This is a genomic window from Citrobacter sp. Marseille-Q5395 (genome assembly GCF_947057495.1).
GTDB classification, from domain to species: Bacteria; Pseudomonadota; Gammaproteobacteria; order Enterobacterales; family Enterobacteriaceae; genus Citrobacter; species Citrobacter murliniae.
Genome location: NZ_CAMSEL010000007.1, coordinates 243,629 through 263,347 on the forward strand (window position 1 = coordinate 243,629; position 19,719 = coordinate 263,347).

At 53.2% G+C, this 19,719-nt stretch carries 20 protein-coding genes; 2 read left to right on the plus strand and 18 right to left on the minus strand.

Going from position 1 to position 19,719, the window contains the following annotated elements; translation table 11 throughout:
• Positions 1–79 precede the first annotated feature (79 nt).
• From OH663_RS10790 to napF, 15 genes are all read right to left on the minus strand, one after another.
• A complete protein-coding gene (locus OH663_RS10790; protein ID WP_045445349.1) occupies positions 80–1,129 on the minus strand; it encodes a cytochrome c-type biogenesis protein CcmH in 1,050 nt (349 codons plus the stop codon).
• Complete coding sequence (gene dsbE / locus OH663_RS10795; RefSeq protein ID WP_045445352.1) at positions 1,126–1,683, minus strand: thiol:disulfide interchange protein DsbE; 558 nt, start codon at positions 1,681–1,683, stop codon at positions 1,126–1,128. Before dsbE ends, OH663_RS10790 begins: the two co-directional genes overlap by 4 nt.
• Positions 1,680–3,635 carry a heme lyase CcmF/NrfE family subunit gene (locus tag OH663_RS10800; RefSeq protein WP_048221011.1) on the minus strand — a complete coding sequence of 652 codons (1,956 nt, stop codon included), beginning with the start codon at positions 3,633–3,635 and terminating at the stop codon, positions 1,680–1,682. The genes dsbE and OH663_RS10800 overlap by 4 nt, the downstream gene beginning before the upstream one ends.
• Positions 3,632–4,111, minus strand: coding sequence for a cytochrome c maturation protein CcmE (ccmE, locus tag OH663_RS10805; protein WP_045445358.1), 480 nt, complete (start codon positions 4,109–4,111; stop codon positions 3,632–3,634). The genes OH663_RS10800 and ccmE overlap by 4 nt, the downstream gene beginning before the upstream one ends.
• Complete coding sequence (gene ccmD, locus OH663_RS10810; RefSeq protein WP_045445361.1) at positions 4,108–4,320, minus strand: heme exporter protein CcmD; 213 nt, start codon at positions 4,318–4,320, stop codon at positions 4,108–4,110. The genes ccmE and ccmD overlap by 4 nt, the downstream gene beginning before the upstream one ends.
• On the minus strand, positions 4,317–5,054 hold the full coding sequence (locus tag OH663_RS10815; RefSeq protein ID WP_045445364.1) for a heme ABC transporter permease: 738 nt from the start codon (positions 5,052–5,054) through the stop codon (positions 4,317–4,319). The genes ccmD and OH663_RS10815 overlap by 4 nt, the downstream gene beginning before the upstream one ends.
• Positions 5,055–5,149: 95 nt before the next feature.
• Positions 5,150–5,809 (minus strand): heme exporter protein CcmB, encoded by a 660-nt coding sequence (ccmB, locus tag OH663_RS10820; protein ID WP_045445367.1) that lies wholly within the window; start codon positions 5,807–5,809, stop codon positions 5,150–5,152.
• Complete coding sequence (gene ccmA / locus OH663_RS10825) at positions 5,806–6,432, minus strand: cytochrome c biogenesis heme-transporting ATPase CcmA (RefSeq protein WP_263525742.1); 627 nt, start codon at positions 6,430–6,432, stop codon at positions 5,806–5,808. The genes ccmB and ccmA overlap by 4 nt, the downstream gene beginning before the upstream one ends.
• 14 nt (positions 6,433–6,446) lie before the next feature.
• The gene (gene napC, locus OH663_RS10830) at positions 6,447–7,049 is read right to left on the minus strand and encodes a cytochrome c-type protein NapC (RefSeq protein WP_045445373.1); all 603 of its coding nucleotides are present in this window, start codon (positions 7,047–7,049) and stop codon (positions 6,447–6,449) included.
• Positions 7,050–7,058: 9 nt separating this feature from the next.
• The gene (gene napB, locus OH663_RS10835; RefSeq protein WP_045445376.1) at positions 7,059–7,508 is read right to left on the minus strand and encodes a nitrate reductase cytochrome c-type subunit; all 450 of its coding nucleotides are present in this window, start codon (positions 7,506–7,508) and stop codon (positions 7,059–7,061) included.
• Positions 7,505–8,368: a quinol dehydrogenase ferredoxin subunit NapH gene (gene napH, locus OH663_RS10840; RefSeq protein ID WP_045445379.1), complete on the minus strand. Its 864-nt coding sequence runs from the start codon at positions 8,366–8,368 to the stop codon at positions 7,505–7,507. The genes napB and napH overlap by 4 nt, the downstream gene beginning before the upstream one ends.
• Positions 8,355–9,050 (minus strand): ferredoxin-type protein NapG, encoded by a 696-nt coding sequence (gene napG, locus OH663_RS10845; protein WP_045445382.1) that lies wholly within the window; start codon positions 9,048–9,050, stop codon positions 8,355–8,357. Before napG ends, napH begins: the two co-directional genes overlap by 14 nt.
• A 6-nt stretch (positions 9,051–9,056) precedes the next feature.
• Entirely contained in the window at positions 9,057–11,543 is a 2,487-nt protein-coding gene (napA, locus tag OH663_RS10850) for a nitrate reductase catalytic subunit NapA (RefSeq protein ID WP_200010156.1), read from the minus strand.
• Complete coding sequence (napD, locus tag OH663_RS10855) at positions 11,540–11,803, minus strand: chaperone NapD (RefSeq protein ID WP_045445389.1); 264 nt, start codon at positions 11,801–11,803, stop codon at positions 11,540–11,542. The genes napA and napD overlap by 4 nt, the downstream gene beginning before the upstream one ends.
• Complete coding sequence (gene napF, locus OH663_RS10860; RefSeq protein WP_045445392.1) at positions 11,793–12,284, minus strand: ferredoxin-type protein NapF; 492 nt, start codon at positions 12,282–12,284, stop codon at positions 11,793–11,795. Before napF ends, napD begins: the two co-directional genes overlap by 11 nt.
• A gap of 413 nt (positions 12,285–12,697) precedes the next feature.
• Between napF and eco the strand changes: the two genes are divergently transcribed.
• The gene (gene eco / locus OH663_RS10865; protein ID WP_200010369.1) at positions 12,698–13,195 is read left to right on the plus strand and encodes a serine protease inhibitor ecotin; all 498 of its coding nucleotides are present in this window, start codon (positions 12,698–12,700) and stop codon (positions 13,193–13,195) included.
• A 92-nt stretch (positions 13,196–13,287) separates the two neighbouring features.
• Here eco and mqo read toward each other — a convergent pair whose 3' ends face one another.
• On the minus strand, positions 13,288–14,949 hold the full coding sequence (mqo, locus tag OH663_RS10870) for a malate dehydrogenase (quinone) (protein ID WP_048221009.1): 1,662 nt from the start codon (positions 14,947–14,949) through the stop codon (positions 13,288–13,290).
• Between the two features lie 278 nt (positions 14,950–15,227).
• Between mqo and OH663_RS10875 the strand changes: the two genes are divergently transcribed.
• Positions 15,228–16,475, plus strand: a complete 1,248-nt coding sequence (locus OH663_RS10875; protein ID WP_200010157.1) for a SulP family inorganic anion transporter — start codon at positions 15,228–15,230, stop codon at positions 16,473–16,475.
• Here the strand turns inward: OH663_RS10875 and mgtE are convergent.
• Entirely contained in the window at positions 16,438–17,874 is a 1,437-nt protein-coding gene (gene mgtE, locus OH663_RS10880; protein ID WP_045445397.1) for a magnesium transporter, read from the minus strand. The genes OH663_RS10875 and mgtE overlap by 38 nt on opposite strands.
• 144 nt (positions 17,875–18,018) lie before the next feature.
• The gene (locus tag OH663_RS10885) at positions 18,019–19,662 is read right to left on the minus strand and encodes a multidrug ABC transporter permease/ATP-binding protein (RefSeq protein WP_200010158.1); all 1,644 of its coding nucleotides are present in this window, start codon (positions 19,660–19,662) and stop codon (positions 18,019–18,021) included.
• Between the last annotated feature and the right edge of the window lie 57 nt (positions 19,663–19,719).

Genomic DNA, 19,719 nt, shown 5'->3' on the forward strand with positions numbered 1-19,719 from the left:
TGCCCGGTAGCGCTATGCTATCGGGCTTATGTCCAGGCCGGATAAGACTCTTAGGGTCGCTATCCGGCATCTTCCGCTCTTATTTCTCCTGCGGCGACAACTGCTCCATCGCCTGTTTAATGCTGCGTTCAATCACCGCCCGGCGAGTGTCGTTGGCGGGTAATAACTTCAGCATCATCTCCCAGGCCGCAACCGCCTCGCCGAAGCGCTGCTGCTCAAAGGCGTTAAAAGCATACATGCTCAGTACACGCACGTTAGCATGATCGCCCCTGACCAACTGACTCAATAACTCCCCTCCCCGACGGTTATCATTTGGATCGGAGGAACGGGTCAACGCTTCCGCATAACCCAGCGCCGCATCGCTATTTTTAGGATCCAGTCGGTAGGCGTTGGCATAGGCTTCTGTCGCCGTGCTGGCATTACCTAATACCATTCCAATGCGTCCGAGCATAATCCAGCCTTCAACGTTTCCAGGATCGGCCTGCAGTCGCGTACGCAGTCCCAGCGCAAGGCGTGTCATATCCTCTTCATTCAGAGGTTCAGCCTTCGGATCCAGTGCCCGTTCCAGCAACGCCGGAGCTTGTGCTGTAGCTTGTTGCCAGATTTTAACCTGCTTGTAATTACCCGTTTGATAATAGCTCACCGCGCCAACTACCAATGCGACTACAACGCCTGGCACATACAGCCACCATCCACCACGTTTTCCATCCGGAGTGATATCGTCTGGAAATTCTTCCTGTTTCAATCGTATACGACGGCGTGAGCGGGCAAAAATAATCCAGCCTCCCAAGCCGATCGCCACGACGGGCATCACCCATAACAGAACCGTCAGCGGCGTCAGCGGCGGATCGTAAGTGACGAAGTTGCCGTAGCGCGCCACCATATAATCGACGATCTCTTTCTGGCTTTTCCCTTCCTGCATCAGCTCATAGACTTTCTGACGCAGGTCGGTAGCAATCATCGAGTTAGAGTCGGCAATGCTGTTGTTCTGACACTTAGGGCAGCGCAATTGCTCGGTAAGCTGGCGGAACTGTTGCTCCTGCGCTTCGTCTTTGAACTGCATTACGTCGATGGTGGCAAGCGCCGAACCAGAGATCACCAGCATCAATACGCCCAGTAAAAATCTCATTGCGCAGCCTCCTTACTGTACTTATCCCACAACGGTTTGATCTCGCTTGCCCACACTCTGGCATTCAAATCGCCAGCGTGGCGGTAGCGAATAATTCCCTTACCGTCGATCAGGAAAGTTTCCGGCGCGCCATATACGCCCAGATCCAATCCAAGCATGCCATCGCCATCAAACAGGCTAAGCGCATATGGATTACCCAGTTCTTTCAGCCAGACAATCGCTTTCTGACGATCGTCTTTATAGTTCAGGCCGACTACCCGCACGCCCTCTGCAGACAGCTGATTCAGATACTGGTGTTCAGCACGGCAGGTTGGACACCATGTCGCCCATACGTTGAGCAACACCGGTTTACCCTGCGTAAGGACATCGGCCTGATAATGCTGCCCCGGATTCTCCAGCGACTCAAGGCGGAACGTCGGTACCGGTTTACCGATCAATGCCGATTCAAGATTGGTGGGATCATCTCCCTGGGCGTTACGCGCCAGTTGCCACAGCAGCGCTGCCGCAATAACGAGAAAAATAATAAAAGGGATTAAGAGTGCGTTGCGCTTCATACAGCCTCCGGCGCGTTTTTTTGCTCAGCTGTGCGTGGACGCACGCGCTGGCGATAGCGTGGATCAAACAGGCAGAACAATCCGCCCAGCGCCATCAGCAACCCTCCGGCCCAAATCCAGCGAATAAACGGTTTGTAATACAGACGCACGGCCCATGCGCCATTGTCCAGCTCTTCGCCTAACGCAGCATACAGGTCACGCGTAAAACCACCGTCAATTGCCGCTTCGGTCATCATGGAACTGGTGCTGTTATAAAAACGTTTCTCCGCATGCAGCGTCGCTTCCGGTTTACCGTCACGTGTTACACCAATAATCGCCACGCCACCACGGTAGTTAGGCCCGGTGATATCTTTAACTTCACGGAATGTAAACTGATAATTATGAATGCTCACGCTATCGCCAGCCTTCATACGCACATCACGCTCAACGCTGTAGTTCTGACTAAAGGCAATCCCCACGATAGTAATCGCCAGTCCCACGTGGCCTGACACCATACCCCAGTAACTTGGCGTCAACTTCGTTCCGCGTGAAATACGCAGGAATGCTTCAGACATCGCCAGCACGAATATCCAGCATGCCATTGCCAGACCTACTACCGTCATCGCGGCAATGCGGTCTTCAAGCAGCCACGGCAGCAGCAGTGACAGTACAAATGTGGTGACAAACGCGATAATCAGCAATGTTTTTAGTTTACGCGGTCTGTCACGACCCCAGCGAACCAACGGTCCAATCCCCAACAGCAGTGCGAACGGTGCCATCAGCCACGTGAACATGGTATTGAAGAACGGTTCACCAATCGAAATACTGCCTAGCCCCAGCTGTTTATGCACCAGCGGCAACAATGTGCCCAGCAGCACCACCAGCATGGCGGCAATCAACAGAACGTTATTCCCCAATAGCAGCGATTCACGTGACCAGAGGGCGTTATTCACCCTGGAGCGAACTTTATGACCACGCACGGCAAAGAGCAGCAGAGATCCACCGATCACCATGACCATAAAGGCAAGAATGAACATCCCGCGTGACGGATCGGAGGCGAATGCATGTACCGACACCAGTACGCCTGAGCGCACGAGGAAAGTGCCCAACAGGCATAGCGAGAAAGCGCAGATCGAGAGCAGCAGCGTCCAGGCTTTGAAACTGGCGCGTTGTTCGGTAACCGACAGGGAGTGCATCAGCGCTGTACCTACCAGCCACGGCATAAACGAAGCATTCTCGACCGGATCCCAGAACCACCAGCCGCCCCAGCCAAGCTCGTAGTACGCCCAGGCGGAGCCGAGCACAATCCCCAACGTCAAAAACACCCACGCCGCCAGCGTCCAGGGGCGCGAAAAACGGGCAAACGTGCTGTCCAGACGCCCGCTCATCAACGCGGCAATCGCGAATGCAAAAGCGACTGAGAAACCGACATAGCCCATATACAACAACGGTGGATGGAAAATAAGCCCCGGATCCTGCAACAGCGGGTTCAGGTCGCGCCCTTCGACAGGGAAATCAGGCAAGGTGCGAGAAAACGGGTTAGAGGTAAACAAGATAAACAACAGGAAGCCAACACTGACCATGCCCATCACAGCCAGTACACGAGCGACGATATCCAGCGGCATCCGCTGACTGAACAGCGCCACGGCAAACGTCCAGCCGCTCATCAGCAGCACCCACAGCAACAGTGAGCCTTCATGCGCGCCCCACGTTGCCGCTACCCGATACCAAACCGGGAGCTGAGTATTAGAGTTACTGGCCACATAGGTCACGGTAAAGTCATTGACCACGAATGCGTTTACCAACACCAGAAACGCACCCATCACGCAGATAAACAACACCCAGGCAAATGGCCGTGCAGAGGCCATCATCCGTACATCACCGCGCGCTACGCCCCACAGAGGATAGACCGAGAGCAGCAATGCAACGCCAAGTGCAAGACACAGAAGCCCATTGCCAATTTCAGGCATCATGACGTTTTATCCTTATAAACACTTTCCGGGCGACGGTGATTTTCCTGCATCGCTTTTTCGACTTCCGGCGGGGTGTAATTCTCATCATGTTTGGCGAGGACCTCTTTTGCCTGCACATGATTCCCCTCTTCCAGTTCACCCTGCACAACGACCCCCTGCCCTTCACGGAACAGATCCGGCAGGATACCTTCATACGTCACATCGACTACGCCCTCGGCGTCATAGATGCTGAAATTCACCTTCAGGGATTGCGGGTCGCGTTTAACGCTGCCAGGCATAACCATGCCCCCCACACGCAGACGTTGACCGACTTCAGGCATCTTCTGGGTTTCACGCTTACCATAGAGTATTTCGCCCGGCGTATAGAACAGGTCGATATTGGAACGCAGCGCGTAGAGCACCAGCGTGATGGTTAATGCCAGACCCGCAAGCACCGCACAGGCAATCCAGAGTCGATTTTTACGTCGAATATTCACGCCGCCTCCCGTTGCGTTTGTGCCGCGCGCATACGGGCTTCTCTTGCCCGTTGCTGTGCTACACCGCGTAATATCGTCCGATGCTGTAACGCAGAGTGCAGCACCAGTACAATCATAGGGACAACGCTCATAGCCACAGCCAACCAGACATACAAGGCGTAACCGCCCATCGCGAAAAAATCACTCCATGATGCAAATGCAGGGGTCATTGGCGGCCTCTTTTTAAGATCAGTTCGCTCACCCACGGGCGGCGTTTTTCCATCAACAAAATCAGATTACGCATGCGCATCAGCGTCAGCGTGATAAACAGCAACAGATAGCCGACGATTGCCAGACGCAACGGCGTGCGCATCGCCGGATCAATACTTTGCTGCATACGGGTCGATCCCTGATGCAACGTATTCCACCACTCTACCGAGTAATGAATAATCGGTAAGTTAACAACGCCAATCAGCACCAGAATACCGGCAGCACGCCCCGCCACACGGCGGTCATCAAATGCGTGCCACAGTGCGATAGCGCCTACGTAGAGAAACAGCAACACCAGTTCAGAAGTGAGTCGGGCATCCCATACCCACCAGGTTCCCCACATTGGTTTACCCCATGCCGACCCGGTCACCAGTGCGATAAAGGTAAACACTGCGCCAACAGGGGCCATCGCGGCTAAAGCCAGATTGGCCATTTTCATCTGCCAGACCAGGCCGATAAACGCCGCAACCGCCATCGAGGCATAAATCCCCATCGACCAGATTGCCGCCGGGACGTGCAGATAGATAATGCGATAGCTCTGCCCCTGCTGATAATCCGAAGGTGCAAAACCAAATCCCCAGATCCAACCCGTTGCCAGTATCACTACACTGGCAATCGCCAGCCACGGGATAAACCAGCCACAGATCTGATAGAGCCGTGGGGGCATCGCCAGTTGATGAAGTATTTTCCACATAGTTCAGTCACCAGACTCAAGCAAAACAAATGAAACTGCCGTTGTCCCTGATGGCGGAAAATCGCCTGATCAGGCACGCTAAAATAAAAATCGTGCTACTGCACACTGATGCGTAACGCAGCCGCCGTCGCAAAAGGACTTAACGTCGCGCTCCCCACCAACAGTGCGCCCAGAATCGCCATGTACCCTTCAACGGGTAAGTGCATAGAGGCCGCATCCATCGCAGCGGTCGCAAAAATCAGCAGCGGGATGGTTAGCGGCAGTACCAACACGCTTAACAACACACCGCCACGCTTCAGACCAACCGTTAATCCAACGCCTGGCGCACCGAGAAAACCCAGCGTCGGCGTACCGAGCAACAGCGTCAGCGCCATAATCTGCCAACCGTACATATCCATTCCCAACAGCAACGCCACCAGCGGCGAGAGGATAAGCAACGGCAGGCCGGTCACGACCCAGTGTGCCATTACCTTCGCCAGCACCACCGCCGGTAGCGGCAATGGCAGTAACATCAGCTGTTCGAGGCTGCCGTCCTGAAGGTCATCGCGAAACAGGCGCTCCAGCGCCAGTAATGATGCCAGCAGTGCTGCAACCCAGATAATACCCGGCGCAATTCGCGCCAGCAGTTGTGGTTCCGGGCCAATGCTTAGCGGGAATAACGTAATCACAATCAGGAAGAACCATAACGGATTGGCAATCTCCGCACTATGACGGAACGCAACCCGCAGTTCTAAACGGAAAATTCGCCACATCATTGCGCAGCCCTCTCGCTGGTCAGCGCAATACGCCGCACTTTATTGGTCTCTACATTCAGAGGCTGATGAGTCGTGAGAATAACAATACCGCCCTGCTCCGTATGTTGTGCCATACGCTGAGTCAGGCGTTCAACGCCATTGACATCAATCGCAGTGAACGGTTCGTCCAGGATCCAGAGCCGGGCGCGGGTCAGCCACAGACGAGCCAATGCCACACGGCGTTGTTGTCCGGCAGAGAGTTGATTAACTGGAATGTCTTCATATCCGGCGAGCCCGGCCTGTGCCAGAGCGGCCAGGCACTGAGCAATATCGCCATCATGGTGGAAGAAACGCAGATTCTCCAACGCCGAAAGCCGGGTTTTAATTCCCGGCTGATGTCCGATCCAAAGCAGTTCCTGATGGTAACTGTCCCGCACTTGATGCAGTGGTTGCCCTTGCCAGCAAACCTCTCCGGCATCAGGGCGAGCCAGACCAGTAAGTAAGCGCAGCAAAGTGGTTTTCCCTGCGCCGTTACTCCCGGTAATTTGCACCCATTCACCCGCGGTTACGCGAAATGACAGCTCACTAAACAGTATTCTGTCATCCCGCTCACAGAGCAGTTCCCTGGCTTCAAGCATTTGCACGCATCAACATCCTGTTAGAATCCCGGTTTAACTTCACGCATATCGGGGAGTTTGTGCGCTATCCCTTTATGGCAGTCGATACAGGTTTGTCCTTCTTTCACGGCCTGGTCATGCATTTTAGCCGCAACACCTTTCTGGGCGGTTAAATCCATAAACTCGAAGTTATGACAGTTACGACACTCCTGCGAGTTATTGTCTTTCATACGCCGCCACTCATTTTGCGCCATTATCAGACGGTGGTCTTCAAATTTTTGCGGTGTGTCTATCAACCCCAACGCTTTCGCATACAGCTCTTTGCTGGCTTTAATCTTACGAATCATTTTCGGGCCCCACTCATGCGGGACGTGGCAATCAGGGCAGGTCGCACGTACACCACTACGGTTGTTGTAGTGTACGGTTTCCATGTATTCCTGATAGACAGTGTTGCGCATTTCGTGACAGCTGATACAGAATTCTTCAGTGTTGGCCTTTTCCATACCGGTGTTAAAACCGCCCCAGAAAATAATGCCGCCCACAAAGCCGATTAACAACAGCGTGCCGAGCGCCAGACGGCTGGGGCGACGCCACCATTGCCAGACGCGCTTAATCCAGCCTGGTTTACGGTTAGAATTTTCCATAATGACCTCTTATTTCCCGTAACCTTTCGAGGGGGTGAAGGTATTTTCGACAATCGGAGCAGCATCAGCCTGCGGGACATGACACTGCAGGCAGAAATAGCGACGCGGCGCCACTTCCGCCAGCACTTTGCCATTGCTGTCCATAAAGTGCGTCGGGCTGATGCGCGGCGCGCCGGTTGTCCGATAGCTTTCCACGCCATGGCACTGCAGGCAGCGGTTGGTGTTAGTTGTAACCTGGTAACCATCAACGCTGTGCGGAACCATCGGTGGTTGGTTAACGTAGTTCAGCGGCATACGCTCCTGCTCTTTCGGCATGCGAATCGCCCCTTCCTGCGTCCCCGAAACTTCCGGTGACTGGCTCAGATCCACTCCGTTTGCAGCCCAAACTGCCCCACTGACTACCAGGGCCAGCGCTGCCGTCATTTGACTCAGCGCTTTAATCAGGTCATGGCTTTTCATGATTTCGCTCCCGAACTCCATCGTGTTGTTATTGTAAAAACATCCTCAGAACAGACATCCACACAGCGACCGCAGGCCATGCAATCGCGACTGGTCACCTGCACCGGGCTTTGCTCATCCAGCACCGGGGCACGTAGCACATGCGGTTCCGGGCAAACATGAAAACAATCCATACAGCGGTTACATCTCTCGCGTTCTTTCGCCGAAACGGTTAACGCCCCTTTACTTCCCAGCACGCTATACAGTGCGCCAAGTGGGCAAAGGTGCCCGCACCAGCCATGTTCAACGACCAGTAAATCAAATAAAAACAGTGCAATAATCAGCAGTATGCCGCTACCGAACCCCATCACCAGGCCACGTCCCAGCAGAGAAACCGGGTTTATCCATTCCCACAGCAACGTGCCTGTTACAGCAGAGCCCAGCAAAATGACAACCAGCAGGACGTAGCGTATATAGCGCGGAATTGTCGCAGACTGATTCAACTCAAACCTTCTGCGTAACCAGCTCGCAAAGTCGGTTACAGGATTCATCGGACAGACCCAACTACAAAACAATCGCTTGCCCGCAAGGGCATACAGCACCGTAATGATGGCCGCGCCCGTTAACGCCACCGTCGCAGGCAAATGCCCACTGGCCAGACTTTGCAGCGTAATGAGTGGATCGGTTAACGGAATGGTATCCAGCAACAGGCTGCTGCTGTAATTACCATGCAGGATCCACACACCGAGCCACGGGCCGCTGAGAAACATCGCCAACACCAGAAACTGGCTTAAACGACGCAACACCAGCCAACGATGACTCTGCCACCAGCCTTTTTTCGCCCGCGCTTCACGGCCTGCATCACGTTTACGATTTGCCATTTTGCCCCTCCAGCCAACCGAAGCGGTAATGGTGTCCCAACTCCCCTTTTGCCAGCGACAACGGCAGCACTTTTATGGCCGGTTGCTCCAGCACGCAGACCTTTTCGCATTTACCGCATCCGGTACAGGCATCGCTATGAACGGTAGGAATAAACCGCGCATGTTTACCGGTACGCATATTGCGATCGAGCTCCAGGGTGATGGCCTCGTCAATTTTCGGGCACTCGCGATAGCAGACGTCGCAGCGCAATCCCTGATAATTGAGGCAGTTCTCGTGATCCAGCAGCACCGCCAACCCCATGCGTGAATCGTCGATCGATTCAATTTCCCGATCCAACGCTCCGCTTGGACAAACTTTGGCGCACGGGATGTCCTCACACATTTCGCAGGGAATATCGCGGGCAATAAAATACGGCGTCCCCGCCGCCAACCCGGAGGCCAGAGTCGCCAGTTTCAGCGTGTCATAAGGGCAAGCCTGAACGCACTGCCCGCAGCGTACGCAAGCGCTGGCAAATGCGTCCTCACTCAATGCCCCAGGCGGGCGTAACCGCACGCCGGTTGCACGTGCGGTTTGTTGTTGCAACCCCAGCGCCACGCCAACAACTGCCAGTCCGCCAGCTGCGCGAACCATATCGCGCAGAAAGCGGCGGCGGCCATTTTGGGGTTTTGCTGACCGGGACATAGCGACTTACACCTTCGCCAGTTTCACAGCGCACTTCTTGAAATCCGTTTCTTTAGAAAGCGGATCCGTCGCATCCAGCGTCAGGTTGTTCACCAGCTGTGCGGCGTCGAAGAACGGCATATACACCAGCCCCTGCGGTGGACGGTTACGCCCACGTGTTTCCACAATCGAAATGACTTCACCACGGCGGGAGACCACTTTGACTTTATCGCCACGACGCAAATCGCGTGCTTTCGCGTCCAGCGGATGGATAAACAGCACGGCTTCCGGGAAGGCACGGTGCAGTTCAGGCACGCGACGCGTCATACTGCCGGTGTGCCAGTGTTCCAGTACACGTCCGGTGGAGAGCCACAGGTCATACTCTTTATCCGGCGCTTCTGCCGCCGGTTCAAATGGCAGTGCGAAAATCACCGCTTTACCGTCCGGCTTGCCGTAGAACTTGTAACTTTCTCCAGCCTTCACGTACGGATCGTTACCTTCGCTGTAGCGCCACTGGGTCTCTTTACCTTCAACTACCGGCCAGCGTAACCCGCGCGCTTTGTGGTAATCATCGAACGGTGCAAGATCGTGTCCATGACCGCGACCAAACCATGCATACTCTTCGAACAGCCCTTTTTGCAGGTAGAAACCCAGCTCGCGGGACTCATCGTTAAGCTGATCATCAGCCAGTTCGCTAACCGGGTATTTCGTCACCGCAGGCGTTGCAAACAGCACGTCATACAGAGTTTTGCCACGCAGTTCTGGTTTCTGCGCCAACAGTTCTTCCGGCCAGACCTCTTCTGTTTTGAAACGACGGGCAAACTGCACCAGTTGCCACAAATCCGATTTTGCTTCGCCCGGCGCTTTAATCTGCTGACGCCAGAATTGAGTACGACGCTCAGCGTTACCGTAGGCCCCTTCTTTTTCCACCCACATCGCTGTCGGCAGGATCAGGTCGGCCGCCAGGGCACTGACCGTCGGGTACGGATCGGAAACGATGATAAAGTTGCGCGGATCGCGCCAGCCAGGCATACGCTCTTCGTTAATATTCGGTCCGGCCTGCATGTTGTTGTTACACATCACCCAGTAAACATTGAGCTTGCCATCCTTCAGCGCACGATCCTGCGCTACCGCATGTAAACCCACTTTCGCCGGAATAGTACCGGTTGGGATCTGCCAGTGTTTTTCGCAGATATCACGGTGTTTTTCGTTAGTCACCACCATGTCCGCAGGCAGGCGATGGGAGAACGTCCCTACTTCACGCGCGGTACCACAAGCGGAAGGCTGGCCAGTCAGAGAGAACGGACCACAGCCAGGCTGGGAGATCTTGCCGGTCAACAGGTGCAGGTTGTAGACCAGGTTGTTGGCCCACACGCCGCGTGTGTGTTGGTTAAAGCCCATCGTCCAGTAGGAGATGACTTTCTTATTCGGATCGGCATACAGCTGCGCCAGTTGTTCCAGTTGATCTTTCGGAACGCCGGTCATTTCTGCGGTTTTATCCAGCGTATATTCCGCAACAAACGCTTTGTATTCTTCAAAGCTGATCGGTTCGGATGCATCAGAACCTGGGTTTTTCGCCGCTTTCTCCAACGGATGCGTCGGACGTAAACCGTAGCCGATATCCGTCGCACCTTTGCGCAGGTTAACGTGCTTGCTGAAGAAATCCTGGTTTATCGCATTGTTTTGAATGATGTAATTTGCGATGTAGTTGAGGATCACCAGGTCGCTTTGCGGCGTAAAGACGATGCCGTTATCGGCCAGTTCAAAGCTACGATGCTGGAAGGTAGAGAGAACCGCCACATTGACATTAGGATCGGACAGGCGACGGTTGGTGATGCGTGACCACAGAATTGGGTGCATCTCCGCCATATTGGCGCCCCACAGAACAAAAGCATCCGCATGCTCAATATCGTCATAGCAACCCATCGGTTCATCCATACCAAAGGTACGCATAAAACCGACTACCGCTGATGCCATGCAGTGACGTGCGTTCGGGTCAATGTTGTTTGAACGGAAACCCGCTTTGAACAGCTTCGCCGCCGCATAACCTTCCCAGATGGTCCACTGACCGGAGCCAAACATGCCGATGGCATCTGGCCCTTTTTCTTTCAGGGACGTTTTGAATTTCTCTTCCATCACGTCGAAGGCCTGGTCCCAGCTAATTGGGGTGAATTCGCCTTCTTTGTGATATTTGCCATCCTTCATGCGTAGCATCGGCTGCGTTAAACGGTCTTTGCCGTACATGATTTTAGGCAGGAAGTAACCTTTAATGCAGTTAAGTCCACGGTTAACCGGCGCATCCGGATCGCCCTGGCATGCCACAACACGCCCTTGCTGGGTCCCTACCAATACGCCACAACCTGTACCGCAAAATCGGCACGGAGCTTTGTCCCATTTGATAGCTTCTTGCTGACCGACTACCGCGCGGGCTACGCCCGGCACGCTTAACCCGGCAGCCGCCGCAGCGGCCGCAACGGCGTTAGCTTTCATAAAGCTACGACGACTGAGTTTCATGGTGTTTCCTCACCTTGCTCATCCTGCTGGTGATAAACCAGCGACACCGCCAGTACGCCCGCAACGTTGCGTACCGACTCAATTGTTTTCATTAGCGTTTCACTTTGTTCAGCTTCTACCACCGCGATCAGTTGGCCGCTTTCCACATCACTGAGTGCAACTTCACAACCTGGAAATGTACTCAACTGCGTGGCGATATCGCTGATATGCTGACTTTTGGCCTGAACGACCAGGCTGCAGACCTGCCAGTTAGTGTCCATGGTTGTACTCCGCGTTAATGGCTGAAACCGGACAGGTAGCGACGCACGCTCCACATCCGTTACAGCCCTGATTGTCGAGCTGTGGCTGGTAAATACCAGACAGCGTGGGGCGAAAGGTAATGGCCATGGGTTCACAACTATCCTGACAGCGATGGCACTCAACAGACTGATTTGCGAGGCAGTTTTCACCGATCGTAAAGTTCAGTTCCCATGCCCTGGTGTGGCGCGGAAGAAAAAGTGATTCGGGACAGGCTTGTGCGCAGGCGTAACAAAAGCTGCATTCGCCGTGTTTGAAATTTACGCTCGGATACCCACCCTGGCCTCGCTGCAGGATGTCGGTTTCACACGCCTGGATGCAGGCGTCACAACGGAGGCAATGGGCCAGAAAGTGAGATTCTTCCTTGCTCCACGGCGGACGGATCCCAATGCCAGCGTTACGCCAGTTGCCTGTCAACATGCCTCGACGGGATAAATCAACCATGACATTGTCCTTCCATAATGACGCTCTCCCTGAGCGGGTTGAACGACAATAAAAACCGCACTATTTATGAGTAGTTATTTTTAACAGTAAGATATTTCAGGATGTGTTAGAGGTGCATACCCCAATCGGGGTAAATGCTGTTGCCGGATCAAAAGAGTGTGGGGTTGGTGGAAAAAAACGCGCTTTTGCTCACATTTCAATTAGTTATATACTAAATTATATAACGAACACCGCAAAAAGAGAATTATCTTATTTATGAGATAATTCTTAGGATATATCACCATATTAATAACAAACACTCAGCCAATACACTTAAAATATAAGTAAATTTAGATTAATAGATGATGTGAATATGCTAACCTGCCACAGATACGTTCAGAAGACAGAAGAAAGGAAAAACTGTGAACAATAAGATGAAGACTATTGTCCCTGCCGTCCTGTTAGCTGCCGTTGCCAGCACCTCTGTGTGGGCTGCAAACAACGATGCCAACACTCAACCACTGGAAAAAACAGCGCCTTATCCTAAAGCCGACAAAGGTATGAAGCGCCAGGTTATCCAGCTCGCTCCTGAGAAAGATGAATCTACTCTAAAAGTGGAACTGCTGATCGGACAAACGCTGGAAGTTGACTGCAACAGGCATCGCCTTGGTGGAGAGCTGGAAAGCAAAACTCTGGAAGGTTGGGGATACGACTACTATGTTTTTGACAAAGTCAGCTCCCCGGTCTCGACCATGATGGCCTGCCCGGACGGCAAAAAAGAGAAAAAATTCATCACAGCTTATCTGGGTGATGACGGTATGGTGCGTTACAACAGCAAATTGCCGATTGTGGTCTACACTCCGGAAAACGTAGAAGTGAAATACCGAATCTGGAAAGCGGAAGAGAAGATTCAGGACGCAGTCGCGCGATAAGTGAGAATGTGCCGGATAGCGGCGTACCGCCTTATCCGGCCTACAAACGCACGAAGTAGGCCGGATAAGCGCAGTGCCATCCGGCATTTTCTTTACAGTGCGATATCTGCGACAGCTTTCTGCTCAGGTTGCGGTTGTGCCTGAGGTTTAAGCTGCGGTTTCGGTGCTTCATCAGCGACCTGCGGTTTATCGTACTTCAGACCCAAAACTTCACTGGTATATTGCAGCTCTTGTTCTGTGGCCTCAACGTTACCGTTCAGCTTCGTGCCATAGGACGGGATAATTGTTTTCAGTTTCGCCTGCCATTCCGGGCTGGCAACTTTATCTTTAAACACTTTTTCCATCAGATGCAGCATGATCGGTGCAGCGGTTGACGCCCCTGGCGATGCGCCCAGCAGTGCAGCAATTGTTCCTTCTTTGTCACTGACCACTTCAGTTCCCAGACGCAGAACGCCGCCCTTTTCTTCATCACTTTTGATGATCTGCACACGCTGACCTGCCTGCCACAAACGCCAGTCTTCTTTTTTCGCCTGCGGATAGTACTCCTGCAGTGCAGCAAAACGGTCGTCGTCGCTGAGCATGACCTGGCTTACCAGATATTTCACCAGATCGAAGTTATCCAGCCCTACATTCACCATCGGCATAAAGTTTGACGTGGTGGTAGAGCTGAGCAGATCCCATAAGGAACCATTTTTCAGGAACTTGGTAGAGAACGTCGCAAATGGTCCAAACAGTACCACGCGCTTGCCATCCAGAATGCGGGTATCAATATGCGGTACGGACATCGGCGGTGCACCAACGGACGCCTGACCGTAGACTTTCGCCAGGTGACGATTGACCACGTCCGGGTTTTCCGCCACCAGGAACTGACCACCAACCGGGAATCCGGCATAGCCTTTCGCTTCCGGGATATCGGTTTCCTGCAGCAGTTTCAACGCAGCGCCACCAGCACCAATAAAGACAAACTTCGCCTTGATGTCGTGTTCCGCTTCGCTGTTTTTCAGATCGGCAACCGTGACGGTCCAGCTATTATCCGCGTTACGCTTAAACCCACGCACTTCGGTGCTCAGCTGCAAAGCAAAATTAGGTTTTTTCTGCAACGATGCAATCAGCTGGCGCGTAATTTCGCCGTAGTTTACGTCAGTACCAATCTCAGTACGCGTTGCCGCAACTTTCTGTTTTGGATCGCGACCTTCCATGACCAGCGGCGCCCACTCTTTAATTTGCGCGTGATCTTCGGAGTAACGCATGCCACGGAACAACGTACTCTGCTGCAGTGCGGTATAACGGGCACGCAGGAAATTCACGTTCTCGTCGCCCCAGACAAAGCTCATATGTGGCACGGTGGTGATAAACGAGCGGGGTTCATGCATCACGCCATTGTTGACCTGATACGCCCAGAACTGGCGGGAAATCTGGAAGGCTTCGTTAATTTCGACTGCCTTTTCAATGCTGACACTACCGTCGGCTTTTTTAGGCGTGTAATTCAGTTCCATGAGTGCAGAGTGTCCCGTTCCGGCATTGTTCCAGCCGTTCGAACTCTCCTGAGCAACGCCATCCAGTCGCTCAACCATGGTCATTGACCATTGTGGCTCCAGCTCCTGTAAATAGGTTCCCAGTGTGGCGCTCATAATGCCGCCGCCAATCAACAGCACATCCGTTTCCTGCTCTTCAGTCGCTTTCGCTTTTGCCGCCATAGAGACAACGTTCAGTCCTACGGCCAGGGTGAAGAGCATGGCAGTCACTTTTTTCATAATGTTAATGCCTTACTTTTAGTATCGCTTTTTAGCTTTTATTGCAGGTGAAAATCGAGCGGTACCAACGGTAACACTTAAGTAAAAATAATTAAATAATGTTTATAAATTATATTTAAATTTTAAAAATGTTATTAATAAGTTGATTCTTTATAGGGTTATTGACAATCATTTCTGGAAACCCGCCCACCAGACGGGTACTATGCTGCGCTTTGCTATTCACCGCACGGATGCTTGTCGGTCTGCTGTATCAGGCCATTTACGACCTGAGAGTAAATATGTCTGCGCTCCATCCCTCCCCTGCCGCGACGGCAGATCATTCCGTTGGAACCGTATTGCGTAAGCCCCATTTACTGGTGCGCGAAATGTTGGCGGGCGTGGTTACCGCCCTTGCACTGATCCCGGAAGTAATCTCCTTTTCCGTTATCGCTGGCGTTGATCCGAAAGTCAGTCTGATTGCCTCCGTTGTACTGTGCCTGGCAATGTCCTTTCTGGGGGGGCGCCCGGCAATGGTTACCGCCGCTGCGGGGTCTGTAGCTCTGGTTATTGGCCCAATGGTGCACCTACACGGCGTGCAGTACATTCTGCCAGCGGTCGTGCTGGCCGGACTTATCCAGATCCTGTTTGGCGTATTAGGCATGGCACGCCTGATGCGTTTTATCCCCGCGGCCGTCATGACGGGCTTTGTCAACGCGCTGGGCATTTTGATTTTCTTTGCTCAGGTCCCGCACTTCTGGGGAAAAAGCCCGTTAATCTGGGGATTGTTTATCCTGACGCTGCTGATCGTACTGTGGCTACCGCGATTCATTAAAAATATTCCCGCACCATTGGTTGCCATTGTCTTGTTGACGGTATTCACCGTGACCAGTGGACAACTGTTGCCTACCGTCGGTGACGAAGGTTCAATGCGCGGTGGACTACCTGGTTTAACCCAATTGCTGGTACCACTTAACGGGCAAACTTTTGCCATTATCTGGCCCTGCGCGTTAAGCATCGCCTTTGTCGGTTTGATGGAGTCGTTGTTAACCGCAAGACTGGTTGACGATCTGACGGTCACGCCATCGAATAAAAACCGTGAAAGTGCGGGACTGGGGATCGCTAATATTCTGGCCGGGTTTTATGGCGGCATTGCCGGATGCGCGATGATTGGCCAAACGATCGTCAACGTTGAGATGGGCAAAGGACGCAGTCGACTCTCAACGTTGGCCGCCGGATTAGTATTACTGCTGCTGGTCACCGCATTAAGTGAAGTAATGGCGAAAATACCCATGTCGGTACTGGCCGGCATTATGGTGATTGTGGCGGTGAAAACGTTCAGTTGGCACAGTATCACTCCCGCCGCGCTGGTGAAAATGCCAGTCACTGAAACGCTGGTAATGTTGATTACCGTTGCCGCGACGGTTTCTACCGGCAACCTGGCGATTGGCGTGGTTGCCGGAGTGATGATGATGCTGGTTCTGCCGCGTATCGTCAGATGCAAACAAGTGGTTACATCAGAAACAGCGTCGCCAGACCAAGAAAAATAAAGAATCCGCCGGTGTCGGTAATAGCGGTGATCATAACGCTTGAGCCGACAGCCGGGTCGCGCCCGAGTTTCACCATCGTCATCGGAATGATTACCCCCATCAATGCCGCCATCAGCAGGTTAAGCATCATCGCCAGGGTCATAACGCCACCAAGCGCCATATCATCATACAGCCACCAGGTAATCCCCCCCATAATCCCGCCCCAGACGAGGCCGTTGATCAACGCCACGCCCATCTCACGCAGGATCAGGAACGTCAAGTTACCGGGCTGAATATTTTGCAGCGCCAGCGCGCGGACGATCATGGTGATGGTTTGATTGCCGGTATTACCGCCGATTCCCGCCACGATAGGCATCAACGAAGCCAGCGCCACCAGTTGTGAAATCGTGTGTTCAAAACCGTCGATGACTCGTGAGGCGATGAATGCCGTGCAGAGGTTAATCGCCAGCCATGCCCAACGGGTTTTTACTGCTTTAGTGACCGGGGCGAACACATCCTCTTCGGCGCTTAACCCCCCCATCCGGCGCAGATCGGTGTCGGTTTCTTCATATACCACATCGACGATCTCATCGATGGTCAAACGGCCCATCAGCTTACCTGATGGATCCACCACCGCCGCACTGACCAGGTTGTCACGTTCAAACGTTCGTGCCGCGTTTTCTGCGATATCCTCCGGAGCGAAGGTGAGCGGATCGTCTTCCATCACCTCGCTGACTTTGCGCTGCACATCATTAAGCAAAATACAGGTCAACGTCAGTTCGCCTACGAGGACTTTATTGCGATCGGTCACGAAGAGTTTATCGGTGTTTTCCGGCATTTTCCCCAACCGTCGCAGATAGCGCTGTACCACTTCCAGCGTCACGTCCGGGCGCACGGTGATGACTTCGAACTCCATAATCGCGCCGACGCGATTCTTCTCGTAGTGCATCACCTGGCGCACACGCGCCCGCTCCTCTGCCGGCAGCGATGCCAGCAGTCGGCCTGTCAGGTTGCGTGGCAAATGCTGCACCAGATAAATCTGTTCATCGATATCGAGATATTGCAACGCGTCCAGCAACTCGCGGTCGGTCATCTCATCGATCAGATCGTCCCAGACGTTTTCTGACGCCTCAAGCAGCACATTTCCGCGTTTTTCACTTTCGACCAGTCGCCACAGGGCATGACGTTCTTCAGAGGGTAACGCTTCGAGGGTATCGGCCAAATCGGGCGGTGGCAGGTGGGCCACCAGCGCCCCTACCTCAGCAATATCGTCGGCTAATGTACCGACGTCATATTGCTCAGCCAGGGTAAGCTTGCCCAACAGTGTAGAAATAATGGCTTTATCAGTGGTCAGCAGCCAGATCAGACGCGCACGTTCTTCATCACGCAGCCTGGCGCTGTTTTTATTTATTACAGACATTAATCATAAATCCATGATTTGAAATATCGTTAATCATGATGCTGAATTATGTAAATAACAATAAACTGAGCCGCCGGTTGGATAAAAAAACGGCGGATGAGAGTGTTAACCGTAGGCCGGTAGCTCCTTATCCGGCCTATGGGATCAGGCTGTACGGGCTACTGCATCACGCGATGCGGCGTCGCGTTCATCACCCATTAACTCGGTAAGCTGCCCGTTGCGCATCTCCAGCAGACGATCGGCATGAATAAAGTAATGATCGTCATGGCTGATGGCGAAAATGGTTTTGCCCATTTCTTGCATTAATGGCAACAGCACCTGATAAAATTCACGGCGGAAGTGCGGATCCTGATCGGCAGCCCATTCATCCAGCAGAATAATGTCGCGCTCCTCCGCTAATGCCAGTAGCAGCGCCACACGTTTTTTCTGCCCTTTAGACAGCTTCAGATTGAGGATGCGACCATCATTCAATTCCAGCTTGTGCGCCATCTTCAGATGATCCAACCACTTCGCCACCAGTTGCGGATTTGCGTCTCTCCCTTCAGGGCCCAACAGTTTGTCGAACAACCAGACGTCGGTGAACACCGCCGAGAATAGCTTGCGATAATCTTCTGGTTTTTCAATCGCTACCGCCTTGCCATCCAGTAAAATCTCACCAGACTGCGGCTGGTACAATCCGGTAAGCAGCATCGCCAGCGTAGATTTTCCGCTGCCGTTGCCGCCAATCAGGAAGAGCAGTTCGCCACGATGGATGGTCAGATTAATCGGCCCAACGGAGAACGCATTATCCTGATAGTGAAATACCACATTGCGCAGTTCCAGCGTTTGCCAGTTCGGAAACGCGGTTGGTCGCGGAAACTCTGCCTTGAATGGTGCCAGTGAGAACTTATTCAGTTTGTTGAAAGCCACCTGCGCGGTGAGCAATGTGGGCAGCGCGCCGACGGCAGAGAGTAACGGCGTACGCAGGAACAGCAGCGTCAGCGAATAGGTCGCCGCCACTGCGGTATCTGCCCAGCCCAGACTATTAGCCATCCAGAACACCAGGCCAATAGCGCCCAGCATCATAATGTTGGACCAGTTGACTGCGCTCAGGTGGAAGGTATCGGCACGGATAATATGATGGCGATACTCTTTGGCATCCGGGACGTACAACTGGTTAAAGATATGCTCGGCACGTTCACGGTTGAGCGTCAGTTCTTTGCGCCCTTCCAGCACCGTCTGATAATCGTTATACAACTTGTCTTCTGTTTCACGCAGGGTAGCCATATGTTTGTACACCCGCGCCACCAGTACAAATCCGCCCCAGATAGTGATCGCCATCCAGATTGCCGTTACCAGCAGCATTTTGGTCGACAGCATCGCCAGATACGCCGCCGATCCTATGGTCAAAATAATTCCCTGTACCAGCTCAGGCAGACGGACGAAAGCGATGGTAATGTTGCGGATATCACTGGTCAAACCGGCCAGTAATGAGGCGCTACCAAGCTGCTCGATGCGCTCAACGTGGGTATCCAGTATACGTTTGATAAATTCGCTACGCAGGCGGTAGACAAAGTGGTGGCCCAGCGTGGTCAGCGCCAGCTGTGAGCCAAGCGTGACGACCATAAGTAACAGCAGCAGGCCGAGAAACTCCGGCAGCACCATCAGCGTGGTGTCGACCGTCTCAATCAGGCGCTGATTTATAAACGCAATCAGCCCAATTCCCAGCGCAGCGCTGGCAAGGCTGAGCGCCATTACGCTGATAAATGGCCAGCGATACTGCCGCCAGACAAGAAGTAAAAGTTCCATGTGTACAACCCGGACAAGTAATAACAGCCCGCAGTTTAAACATCTCAACGCTTACAG